At 69.6% G+C, this 11,196-nt stretch carries 12 protein-coding genes; 7 read left to right on the forward strand and 5 right to left on the reverse strand.

The window, feature by feature from the left end:
• Window positions 1–131: 131 nt before the first annotated feature.
• Entirely contained in the window at window positions 132–1,331 is a 1,200-nt protein-coding gene (locus JQS43_RS06695; protein ID WP_239678197.1) for a DUF1015 family protein, read from the forward strand.
• Window positions 1,332–1,349: 18 nt separating this feature from the next.
• Complete coding sequence (locus tag JQS43_RS06700; RefSeq protein WP_239678198.1) at window positions 1,350–1,835, forward strand: ribose-5-phosphate isomerase; 486 nt, start codon at window positions 1,350–1,352, stop codon at window positions 1,833–1,835.
• Between the two features lie 4 nt (window positions 1,836–1,839).
• Here JQS43_RS06700 and JQS43_RS06705 read toward each other — a convergent pair whose 3' ends face one another.
• Window positions 1,840–3,057 carry a GNAT family N-acetyltransferase gene (locus tag JQS43_RS06705; protein WP_239678199.1) on the reverse strand — a complete coding sequence of 406 codons (1,218 nt, stop codon included), beginning with the start codon at window positions 3,055–3,057 and terminating at the stop codon, window positions 1,840–1,842.
• A 394-nt stretch (window positions 3,058–3,451) separates the two neighbouring features.
• Here JQS43_RS06705 and JQS43_RS06710 point away from each other — a divergent pair, with 394 nt between their 5' ends.
• A complete protein-coding gene (locus JQS43_RS06710) occupies window positions 3,452–3,967 on the forward strand; it encodes a hypothetical protein (protein ID WP_239678200.1) in 516 nt (171 codons plus the stop codon).
• A gap of 16 nt (window positions 3,968–3,983) precedes the next feature.
• Here the strand turns inward: JQS43_RS06710 and JQS43_RS06715 are convergent, their stop codons facing one another.
• Both JQS43_RS06715 and JQS43_RS06720 read right to left on the reverse strand, forming a co-directional pair.
• Window positions 3,984–4,895, reverse strand: coding sequence for a sulfotransferase domain-containing protein (locus JQS43_RS06715; RefSeq protein WP_239678201.1), 912 nt, complete (start codon window positions 4,893–4,895; stop codon window positions 3,984–3,986).
• A 78-nt stretch (window positions 4,896–4,973) separates the two neighbouring features.
• Complete coding sequence (locus JQS43_RS06720) at window positions 4,974–5,177, reverse strand: hypothetical protein (protein ID WP_239678202.1); 204 nt, start codon at window positions 5,175–5,177, stop codon at window positions 4,974–4,976.
• Between the two features lie 341 nt (window positions 5,178–5,518).
• On the opposite strand from JQS43_RS06720, the gene JQS43_RS06725 reads away from it, so the two are divergent.
• Window positions 5,519–6,121 carry a DNA-directed RNA polymerase II gene (locus JQS43_RS06725; RefSeq protein ID WP_239678203.1) on the forward strand — a complete coding sequence of 201 codons (603 nt, stop codon included), beginning with the start codon at window positions 5,519–5,521 and terminating at the stop codon, window positions 6,119–6,121.
• A 45-nt stretch (window positions 6,122–6,166) separates the two neighbouring features.
• Here the strand turns inward: JQS43_RS06725 and JQS43_RS06730 are convergent, their stop codons facing one another.
• The gene (locus JQS43_RS06730; protein WP_239678204.1) at window positions 6,167–6,925 is read right to left on the reverse strand and encodes a thioesterase II family protein; all 759 of its coding nucleotides are present in this window, start codon (window positions 6,923–6,925) and stop codon (window positions 6,167–6,169) included.
• Between the two features lie 201 nt (window positions 6,926–7,126).
• On the opposite strand from JQS43_RS06730, the gene JQS43_RS06735 reads away from it, so the two are divergent.
• Together JQS43_RS06735 and JQS43_RS06740 are read left to right on the forward strand one after the other, a co-directional pair.
• A complete protein-coding gene (locus JQS43_RS06735) occupies window positions 7,127–8,026 on the forward strand; it encodes a proline iminopeptidase-family hydrolase (RefSeq protein ID WP_239678205.1) in 900 nt (299 codons plus the stop codon).
• Window positions 8,027–8,073: 47 nt separating this feature from the next.
• Window positions 8,074–9,042 carry an ACP S-malonyltransferase gene (locus JQS43_RS06740; RefSeq protein WP_239678206.1) on the forward strand — a complete coding sequence of 323 codons (969 nt, stop codon included), beginning with the start codon at window positions 8,074–8,076 and terminating at the stop codon, window positions 9,040–9,042.
• 59 nt (window positions 9,043–9,101) lie between these two features.
• Here JQS43_RS06740 and JQS43_RS06745 read toward each other — a convergent pair whose 3' ends face one another.
• Window positions 9,102–9,350 (reverse strand): acyl carrier protein, encoded by a 249-nt coding sequence (locus tag JQS43_RS06745; RefSeq protein ID WP_239678207.1) that lies wholly within the window; start codon window positions 9,348–9,350, stop codon window positions 9,102–9,104.
• A 114-nt stretch (window positions 9,351–9,464) separates the two neighbouring features.
• Between JQS43_RS06745 and JQS43_RS06750 the strand changes: the two genes are divergently transcribed.
• On the forward strand, window positions 9,465–11,096 hold the full coding sequence (locus JQS43_RS06750) for an AMP-binding protein (RefSeq protein WP_239678208.1): 1,632 nt from the start codon (window positions 9,465–9,467) through the stop codon (window positions 11,094–11,096).
• Window positions 11,097–11,196: the final 100 nt, after the last annotated feature.

Below are 11,196 nucleotides of genomic sequence, written 5' to 3' on the forward strand. Positions count from 1 at the left end.
CTGCTCCCTCTCGTCGGGTACTGCCTGGTCGCGGCGCCTTTTCACCCCGCCGCCGCGGGTCTGGTGAGTAGTTTGTCACGCCTGGCCGGCGCGCCGCTCCGCACCGGGCCGGGGTGCGATAGCGTCCGGCTATGGCAGTTGTGCATCCGATCGACCAGGCCTGGCTGAGCACCGGTGGCACCGGTGCGCCGAACTACGACGAGTTCGCCGACGACGCCGAGATTACCTCGATCATCGCCGCCAACCCACGCAGTGCGCTGGCGGTGGAGATGCCCCATCGGGCGCCCGAATCGCTCGGCACCAGCTTCCGGGACTCGTTGGCGACGGCCGCGTCCCGATTGGCGCAGGCCCAGTCGGCTGGGGCGTACACGCCCGCGGAGCGGGTGCTGGTGCTGTACCGCATCTCCGGACCTGGTTCGGAGTCTGCCTACGGGATGTTCGCCATGGTCGACACCGACCAGATCTCCACCAGCGCCGACGAGCCCGGGCTGGTGATCCGTAACGAAGACGTGTTCGAGGAGAAGGTGCGCGAGCGGGTGGCGCTGGCCGAGGCCACCGGCCACCTGCTCTCCCCGGTGCTGCTGCTGCAGAGCGCGCGCGGGGCGCAGCTTCAGGAGGCGCTGGCGCAGGCGTGCGAGGTGGCCGGCGAGCCCACCGCGGTCGACCAGGACGCGGCCGGCCGGCGGCACGAGATCTGGCCGCTGGCCGCCGGCCCCACCGCGGAGATGCTGTGCGACCTGGCCAGCGGTGGCGAGCTGGTGGTTGCCGACGGTAACCACCGTAGTCTGGCGGCGCAGTCCGGTGGGCTGCCGCGGTTCCTGGCCGTGATCACCACCCCCGAGTCGGTGGCGATCCAGCCGTACAACCGGCTGGTCACCGAGCTTCCGTACCCGTTGGCTCAGCTGTCGGACCGGATGACCGAGGCCGGGGCGCGGGTGCGCCCGCTCACCTCGCCGCCGATCGCGTCGCCACCCCAGGGCAGCGTCCACCTCTATGTCGGGGGAGAGTTCCTGGAGGTGGAGCTGCCGGCGGACCCGGCTGCGGCGCCGGTCGACAACCTTGACCACGCCCGGGTGGAGCGGACGCTGGTGCGCACCGCTTTCGAGCTGGACCCGGCCGACAAGCGGCTGGTGTATGTCGGCGGCGACTACCCGACGTCGTGGCTGGTCGACGAGGTGGACGCCGGCCGGGCGCAGCTCGCGGTGGTGATCGCGCCGGTGACGGTGACCGACTTCGTCGCGGTCAACCTGGCCCGGCAAAAGATGCCCCGGAAGAGCACCTGGTTCACCCCGAAGGCCCGGGCCGGGCTGGTGCTGACGGCGCTGCGCTGACCTGCCACACTGCTGAGCGTGCGCGTCTATCTGGGAAGTGACCACGCCGGGTACGAACTCAAGGTCCACCTGGCCTCGCACCTGGCCACCCTCGGCTACGAGGTGCGGGACGTCGGGCCGGCCAGCTTCGATCCGGACGATGACTATCCGGCATTCTGTCTGCACACCGGGGCTCGGGTGGTGGCCGACCCGGGCAGCCTCGGAGTGGTGATCGGGGGCTCCGGCAACGGTGAGCAGATCGCCGCCAACAAGGTGGCCGGCGTGCGCGCCGCGCTCGCCTGGTCGGTGGCGACTGCGCAGCTGGCGCGGGAACACAACGACGCCAACGTGGTCGGCATCGGCGCCCGGATGCACCGGCTGGACGAGGCGGCCGAGATCGTCACGGCGTTCCTGAACACCCGGTTCAGCGGTGGGGAGCGGCACGCCCGGCGGCTGGAGCAGATCGTCCGGTACGAGGCCGACCGCGAGCTGCCCCCGCTGCCGGCCCCGTCGACCGTCGACTGAGCGGTTAGAAGATCTCGATCCCCTCCGGGGCACGGTGCCATCCGAAGGCGGCGGTCGCCGCGGCGACCGCACCGTGGGTGTGTCCGGTCAGTAGGCCGGCGCCGGCGAGGTCGGCGACCCGGACCCCGCCGAGGTAGGCCGCGCCCAGCGCGGCGATCGAGCTGTGCAGGTCGGCTGGGTCGGTGGTCGGTTCGCAGCGGGCCCCGGTGGTGTCGCCGGTGAGCCGCCACCGGCCGGAGTTGCCCGCCCGGATCGGGTCCGTCACCTCGATCACCAGGTCGACCGGGGTGGCGTAGCGGCGACCCGCCAGCGCCGCCGGCAGGTCGACGATCCGCAGGTACAGCCCCGCGCCGAGCACCGCGCCGAGCTGGTTCGGGGCGTCGGCGAGCCGAAGCAGCGGCTCGCTGGGTCCAGTCAACCGCAGCTGCACGGTCCGGGTCAGGTCGATGCTGAGCAGGAACCGCCACAGCGCCAGGTGGGCGGCGGGGGTGGTGGCGACCACCTCTTTGACGGTCACTGTCCCGTCGGGCCCGGTCTGCCCCCAGCCCGGCGTCGCGCGCCACAGGGCGTAGCCGGTCGCGGCGCCGCTCGGGTCCCGGTAGACGGTGGTCTTCAACGGGGTGGCGCCGTGCCGTTCCTCCGGCGGGTCGAAGACGATCCGGCGCCACCAGGCCTCGTCTCGGCTGGACCAACCGGGCCGGTGCGGCCGCACCGCGTCGTAGATCCCGACCAGCTCCGGCAGCAGGTCTGCGGAGGTGCCGTTGGCGACCCGCCCCGGCTCGGAAGGCTCCGGCAGGCGTACCTCGCGGGATCTGATCGTCAGCGACACTTGGTCGGTGGCGGGGGCGTAGCCGAACCGGGGGTAGATCGGCCCCTCCGAGGCCCACAGCACCGCGATCGGTTCTGGCAACTGGGCCAGCTGCTCGCGGAGCAGCCGGCTCATCACTCCCTGCCGGCGGTGGGTGTGCCGCACTCCGACCTGGGAGACGTGGGCGGCGGCCAGGACCGCGCCGGGGACCGACAGCTGCCGGGTGAAGGTGCCGGTGTGGCCGATCACCGCCCCCTCGTCGGTCACGACCAGGCAGCGCTCCGGCTCGTAGTTAGCCCGGTAGATCTCTCGGCGTGCGTCGGTGGGGTCTGGGCTGAGGAAGACCTCTTGCAGGAGCTGGTGTACGGCGGGAATGTCATCGGTGGTGCATTCCCGGATCGGCAGTTCAGTCATGGCTCATGGATACCCTGGTCGTGGTCGTGCGGCGAGCCGTTTCTGGGCGGTCGTCGCAGCCTGTGGAATTGCTAGTGACGTAGCTCAATCGAGCTGGGTAGACTGTGTGGGCGGGACCACGGGCAGCGAGCGGGCGGGATTTCACAGCTCACCGCGGTGCTTTGCTCGTGACGTCGCCCGGGCTGGTGGGGCTCCGCAGCATCATGACAGGGCCCGGGCGCTGTGATGCCTTTGGAGCCTTGCTGTGTCCCGTGCCGTTCCCCGCCCCGCCTCCGACGGGTCCTCGGTCGCCTCGGCCGCCCCTACGATCTCGGCCCGGTCGATTCCGGCCGGTGCTACTCCGACGGATTCGACCGCGCCTCGTCACCGGCGCCAGCGGACGCCCACTGGCCGGGTGACGCCCTCGGTCCGGTTCACGCTGTTGATCGGGGTCGGGGTGGTGCTGCTGTGGTCGGTGGTGGTGTGGCTATCGCCGCAGCTCCAGGTCACGGCCGGGCTGCGGGAGCTGGTCCGGTTTGGTCATCTGGCCGCGCTGGTGTTGGGCTTCGGCGCCGCGTTGACTGTGGAGTGGTTCGGCCTGCTGTGGTTGCTCGGGCGGCGGCCGTTGTCGGCGGTGACGCAGGTTGCGCAAGGAGCGCACTTGCCGATCTGGCTGGGTTTGGCGGGGCTTACCGCCAGCGGGATGTTGCTGAGCCCGGCGCAGCCGACCGTCGCCGGCACGATCAAGCTGGGCGCCGTCCTGCTGGTCGCGCTCAACGGGGTGTACGCGGCGCGGCTCCAGCAGCAGCTGGCAGGTGCCGGGGCCACGCCGAGTCGGCCGCTGCTGGTCCGGGCAGCGATGGCCGGTGGGGTTTCGCAGCTCGGTTGGTGGAGCGCGGTGGTCATCGGCTTCCTGGCGGCGCGGGCGTGAGCTGGCCGGGTGCGGGTCAGGGTCGGCGGTGGAGCCAGCTGCGCAGCTCGGGGTCGGCCAACTCGGCGACCCGCGCCTGGTAGCGCCGCAACCCGGCGTCGTCCAGCAGCTCCCGCCATTGCCCGCTGGTCCCCGAGTGGAAGAAGGCGGCCGGGTCGTGCCAGACCTGGTGTTCCGGCGCAACGTCGGCGGCGCGTCGTTTCATCGAGCTGAAACGGGCCGCCTCGACCAGCTCCGGCCAGCGATCTTCGGGCACCTCAATGTCGAGCCGGCTCGCCAACAGTCGCATCTGTGCGGCAAGGTCGGTCTGCAGGTCGTCGTAGTGGAGCAGGATGACGTTGGGGTGTTGGCGGAGCCGCCAGAACGCGGCCACGTGCGCGACGAGGCCGGCCAGCGTAAGCCCGGGGGTGGGATCGTCGATCCAGCCCCAGAAACGTTCGGCTGGATCCTCCGGTGGCGGTGGCGGGAGCGGCGCCTCGGCCACGTCGGGGGCCAGCCCGTCCACGGCCGCCACCTGGTCGCGCATCGCCATCATCAGGTCGATGTTGGAGTTGCTGAGGTGATGGTCCCAGGAGATCGCGACGTCGCGGGGGTCGCGGCCCATGCAGAGGTAGGTGACCTGGTCGTGCCAGGGCAGCCCGTCCGGCGGAGTGTGGGTCTTGAAGAACCGGCGGTGGGTCTGCGACTCATAGATTGCCCGCACCTCACCTCGGGGGCGGGTGAGCAGGTCCACCCAGAGCGAGAGCTCGTCGAGGGGGGCGGGGAGGTCGGGGCGCTGGAAGATCAGCAGTGCGCAGATCATCTGGGTCCAGGTGGTCCCGCACTTCGCCGGGGTCGAGATAACGATGTCACCTGGGCGAAGGGTGATCTCTTCCCAGCGGGAGCTGTCCATGAAGGCGTTGGCATAGCGGACGGAGGGCTGGGTCACGAAGGCTCCCTATCGGTGGTCCGTCGACGAGCGGTGGTCGTGGGGTCCACGTAGGGTGCAGTGTAATGCGGGGTCTGCTCAGTCGTCCACAACCATAGATTCCTCTATCTTTGCGCAGTGGCCAAATTGGAGGACCAGCGCGCTCGGTGGGCGCTCCGAGCCGGCGGCGGCCGGCTCGGACACCTCGACCAGTTTGGACACCACCGGCGACCCGCCGCTGCCCGGTGGCGATTCGACTGTGAAGGGCACGATCACGTGCTGGCCGGCGGGGGCGCTGTTCATACCATCCACCGGAGGCGTGAACCGCACCACCTAGGTGGGCAGCTGCACCGGGGGTCCGGCAGCGTACTCGGAGGTGACGGTCCACGCCACGCTGAGCTCAGTGGCGAACGGAGACGAAGGCGCGGGCGTGGTCTGCCTCCGGATGCGGTCGGAGCGTAGGTTGCTACTCCGTCCAGCCACCCGAACCCTGCCGGGGTCCCCGCCCGGTAGTAGTGATACAACCGGAAACTATCTTTCCGGATCTTGATGGCAGACAGTACCCAGGGGTGGTGGCGACCGCAACCCCCACCACGGGCCCGGCGGTGGCACCCAACCGCTAACCTCGATGGAGAGGAGGGGTGATGGCGCAATGGTCACCGACGGCCGGGTCACCCGAGGGCCCAGCGCGGTCGTCCGGTCAGCAACACAACTTTCGCGGGGTGGCGCAGGTCCACCACCGGCGGCGCACCGATCTCGGGGACACCACCGATCTGCCGGTGATCGACGCGCTGCCCTCGACGCTGCCCGACGCGCAGTCGCCGGGCCGGCTGGCTGCCCCCCGCGGCATGGTGGTCCGGCGCCGCTGGCGACAGCTACGGGCAGGCGCGGGTTGGAGCTGGACCGGCCTGACGATCGTGCTGATCTGCTGGGGCATCTGGACGATCTCGGTCCGGGGGACCGAGCTGCTGGGCCCGGTGATCGGGCTCTGCCTCGTCCTGCTCACCGGTCTGCTGCTGTTCGTGGTGGCCCGCCTGCTGGGCCGAGCCTGGTTCGAGCGGGTGCTGAACCGGGAACGCCACAGCGCCTGGCCCTCCCACCTGACGGTCTGCGTCTTCCTCACCATGGCCGGGCTGGCGTTTCTGCAGCAGACCTGGTGGGTCTTGGAGTCCGGCCGATGGCTTGGGGACACCTGGCAGTGGCTCACCGACGGGTGGGAGTGGCTGGTCGGGCTCTGGCCGCTCTGAGGCCGGACCGGCCGCGGGCGCTGGTCGCCGCCGGGCGCGTTAGCGTCAGGCTGACTCGGGGTGGAGGTAGTCGGCCATCGCCGCCAGCACCGCCGGAGCCTGCTCGTTGAGGTAGAAGTGACCACCCGGGAAGGTTTGAAGTTCGAAACCAGCCGTGGTGTGCACCGCCCAGGCGCGTGCCTCCGCTGGTGTGACCTCCGGGTCGGAGTCACCGGTCAGCATCAGGATCGGGCAGCTCAGCGCTGGGCCAGGCTGGTACCGATACGTCTCCACCGCGCGGTAGTCGCTACGGAGCGCCGGCATGATCATCTGTAGCACTTCGTCGTCGTCGAGCAGGTTTCCGGCGGTACCGCTGAGCTTACGGAGCTCGGCGACGACGTGCGCGTCGTCGCCGAGATGGACAGCGCCGGGGCGGTAGCAGGACGGTGCGCGCCGACCGGACGCCACCAGCGCGGTGGGTCCGAGACCTTCCGGCTGGAGTCGGCGCGCCACCTCAAAGGCCAGGGTGGCGCCCATGCTGTGGCCGAAGTAGACCACCGGTCGATCCTGCCACGCCCGTAGCTCCTCGGCCACCAGGTCGGCGAGTTGATGAAGGTCGTCGATGCCTGGTTCGGTCCGGCGGTCCTGTCGACCCGGATACTGGATGGCAAGGACGTCTACGGCGGGTGCGAGCGAGCGGGCTACTGGTAGGTAGAAGGTTGCTGAGCCCCCGGCGTGAGGGAAACAGACCAGCCGGGTGCCGGCCGCCGGCGCCGGTTGGAATCGTCGAATCCAGGCACTGCTCTGCTCAGTGACCGCGTTCATCACGCCTCTCCGGTGGTCGCCGCCGACCTGGTGGCCTCCGCTCTCGATGGACTACACTCCTCGAGCTCGTACGTGGCAGCAACCCCTACGGTCCCCTAGCAGTTGTTGCGCCGATCGAATGTGGGGTTGCCGTGCGGCATGCGGACCGGCACCGTCGATTTCACCGGTGCCGACCGAGCAGCGGCGCGAGAGGTGGTTCCGGTGACGGTAGCGTCGACAGTGACGGGAAGCGTCTCCTTCCGTGGCTACCGGACGTGGTATCGGATCACTGGCGACCAGCGGAACGGCCGACCGGTGCTGGTGGTGCTCCACGGCGGCCCGGGGAGCAGCCACGACTACCTGCTGAGCCTCGCAGGGCTGGCCCGGCATGGCTGGCCGGTCGTACACTACGACCAGCTGGGTAACGGTGGCTCAAGCCATATCAAGGACCAGGCCAGCGACTTTTGGACGGTCGAGCTTTTCCTTGCTGAGTTGGATAATCTGCTCCAGCAGCTGGGTGTCGACAGCGACTATGTCCTATTTGGTCAGTCGTGGGGTGGAATGCTCGCCGCCGCGCATGCCGCCGGTCGACCCGCTGGCCTTCGCGGCCTGGTGATCGCGAATGCCCCGGCGTCCTACTCGCTGTGGTTGCGGGAGGCGGAACGGTTGCGCGCGGCGCTGCCGCCGGGGGTTAACGAGACGCTGCGCCGCCACGAGGTCGCCGGCACCACCGACAGCGCCGAGTACTTCACGGCGATGCGGGTCTTCTATGATCGCCACGTCTGCCGGATCGACCCCTGGCCGCGCGATTACTACGCATCCTTCATGGAGATCTACAACAATCCGACTGTCTACTTCACCATGAACGGGCCGAACGAGTTCCACGTGACCGGGACCCTTCGAGACTGGACTGTGGAGCCACTGTTGCCGCGCATCGCCGTGCCGACGCTACTGCTCTCCGGGCGACACGACGAGGCGACCCCAGCGACCGTCCAGCCTTACCAGGATCTGATCCCGACCGCCCGGTGGGAGATCTTCGAGGAGTCCAGCCATGTCCCGCACCTGGAGGAGCCGGAGCGGTTCGATGCGGTTCTGCTGGCGTTCCTCAACGAGCTGACCTAGGGGGTGCGGAGAGCGTGGCCGACCAGTGCGACGGTGAGGAGGAGACCATGTCCGCAGCGACCGAAATGGCGGTGCTGTTCCCCGGCATGGGGCCGACCAGATTCGCCGACCTGGGCCGCTTTCTGGTGGCCGATCCGGTTGCGCGCCGGCTGGCCGAAAGCGCCGACACCGTCCTTGGCTATGATCTGCTCGACGAGTTCCAGCGGGGCGAAGGCGACTACAGTGAAGCCGCGCAGGTGGCCTTCCTGATCAGCAGCCTCGCCCTGGCGTCCTGGGCGGAGCGGGAACTCGGCATGAGCGCCGGGGTCTGCACCGGCGCCAGCTTCGGTGGCAAGGTCGCCGTGACCTATGCCGGCGCTATCGACATCGAGGACGCGGTCACCATGACCGCCGGGATCGCCAGGTGCCTCACCGAGTACTTCGCTTCGGCACACCAGGACATCGTGACCCACTCGTTCGCCCGTACCCCGCCGGAGCGGCTGGCTGACATCCTGCACCAGCTGGGCGGTTGGGCGGAGATCTCATGCTATGTCGACCATGATCTACATATGGTGTCGTTGCCCGAGCGCGACCTGGAGTGGTTCCAGCAACGCATCCGCAGCGCCGGCGGACTTCCGCTCTATACCATGCGACCGCCGATGCACTGCTCGGTCTTTACCGGGCTGCGGGACCTGGTGGCCGACCGAGTGTTCGGTGATCTCTCGTTCGCCGACCCCCGGCTGCCGATCATCGCCGACCAGGACGGCGCGGTCGTGGCCGACGCCGACGGCGTGCGGCGGATGTTGTTGGACAGCTTCGTGGCGCCGGTGCGCTGGCCCGACACAGTCGCAGCGCTGCGTCGGGAAGGAGCGGTCACCGGGTTTGTCTGCGGCCCCGACGCCCTGTTCGGGCGAGTACAGGTCACCAGCTCGAGCCTTCAGATCACACAGGTGACTCCGCGATTGGCGATGCAGCCCCGGCGGGCTCGGGAGCGGCGGGCGAGCCAACCCGCCGCAGCTCAGGTCGCGGCCCGTTGACGCCGGGTGGCGGCGCCCCGGTTGGGCTGCGTCCTCGGGCCGCCGGGCCGGGGCAGAGCTCAGCCGGCCACGCGCTGCGCCGCCGAGAGCGCGTCCCAGAGCGTGGCCGGGGTGCGGAACGAGTCCAGCGAAAGGGCGTCTTCGGTGAATCGGACCTGGTACTCGTTCTCCAACCGGCCGAGGAGCTCCACCGTCGCCAGCGAATCGAGGCCAAAGTCCCGCAGGTCGGTATCCGAATCGAGGGTATCCTCGGCTTCCAGGAACGGAAGGTACTGCCTCAGGGCCTGCTCAAAACTGTCGTCCCACATCGTGGCCTCCATTCGCGGTGAATACCCGACGGGTGCCCTGACTTTAGCATCGCCGGACACGTCGGTGACAACCCTGTTCGCCCTTTTCGACGGACCATTACGCACGGAGGAAGAATGGCCGAATTAGCCGGAGTCGCGCTGTACTCGCGATTCATGCGAGGGCTGGAGTCGGCATCCCGGGACAATTCGGGTCGGGCCGGTGCCGCGTTGCGAGTGGGCGGAACCGAGGTCACCTACCCGGACGCGCACCAGACCGCCCTGAGCTGGGCGCACCGGTTGGTCGACGCCGGCGCCGGTCCGGAACATCCGGTGGCGGTGCTCGCGGCCCGTAGCGTTACCGCGTACCTGGGGCTGTTGGCCGGCCTCTACGCCGGGGCCCCGGTGGTGCCCCTCAACCCGGCGTTCCCGGTGGGGCGTACCGCCGAGATGCTGCGGGCCGCCGGCGCCGAGTTGGTGGTGGCCGACCCGGACGGCGCGGCCATCGTGCCGGAGCTCGCCGAGCTGGTTGGGCGGTTGGCGGTGCTCGCGCCGTCGGCCGACGCAGCTGACCGGGCCAGCGCTGGGGGGCGGTGGCTGCCGGTGGCCGGCGCGCCGCTCGCCGAGCCGGTACCGGTCAACGGCGACACTCCGGCTCTCATGCTGTTCACCTCGGGCTCCACCGGACGGCCCAAGGGGGTGCCGATCAGCCATGCGAGCCTGTACCACTACTTCACGGTGCTGGACCAGCGGTATGACTTCCACCCCGGTGATGTGTTCAGCCAGACCTTCGACCTCAACTTCGACTGCGCGATGTTCGACCTGTTCTGTGCCTGGGGGGCCGGCGCGACGGTGCTGTCGGTGCCGCCGTCGGCCTATCTGGGTCTGCCCGGATTTCTTGCCGACCATGGGGTGACGGTGTGGTTCTCGACTCCGAGTTCCATCGGGCTCGCCCGGCGGATGGGTGCTCTCACCTCCTCGGCCATGCCCGGCCTGCGCTGGAGCTTCTTTGCAGGTGAGGCGCTGCGCTGCGACGACGTGGAACGGTGGAGCGCGGCCGCAGTGAACAGCACGGTGGAGAACCTGTACGGCCCGACCGAGCTGACGATTACGATCAGCGGCTACCAGTGGTGCCCGACGCGTACGCCGGAGGTGGCGATCAACGGGGTAGTGCCGATCGGCGAGGTCCACCCTGGCCATGACTACTTGATCGTCGGTGAGGACGGGGATGCTGATCCGGTGGTGGCCGCGCCCGGGGAGCTTGGCGAGTTGTGGCTCAGTGGTCCGCAGCTGACCACGGGATACCTGGACCCGGCCGACGATGCCGGCCGGTTCGTCGAGTATGCCGGCCGGCGCTGGTACCGGACGGGGGACCGGGTCAGTCGGATCGGCGCAGCCGGCCTCGCCTACCGGGGGCGGCTCGATTCGCAGGTGCAGGTCCACGGCTGGCGAGTCGAGCTCGCCGAGATCGAGCACGCACTCCGGGGCTGCTCCGGGGTGACGGAGGCGGTGGCGGTCGGGGTCGCTAACCAGGACGGGACCGAGTTGATCGCCTTCTACACCGGTGACCGGGTGGGGCCGGCCGAACTGACCCGGCGGCTGCGCGAGCTGCTGCCGGCCGGTTTCATTCCGCGTCGTTTTCAGCACGTCGCTGAACTCCCGCTGAATTCGAATCGAAAGGTCGACCGGTCACTCCTCCGTTCCCGGGCCGAGGAGCTGCTCGGCTCCGCGACGCGAAACGATGGGCGGCCGGGGCCGACGCCGCGGTAGGGGGTGCTAGGGGTGGGGCATGGTTGTGGCGGCTAGCTAGCCTGAACGCGACGGGAGTTTGGTTTCTAGCTGTTTCCTGAGGTGTCCGGTACGGGCTGGT

The sequence above is a fragment of the Natronosporangium hydrolyticum genome (assembly GCF_016925615.1).
Taxonomy (GTDB): Bacteria; Actinomycetota; Actinomycetes; order Mycobacteriales; family Micromonosporaceae; genus Natronosporangium; species Natronosporangium hydrolyticum.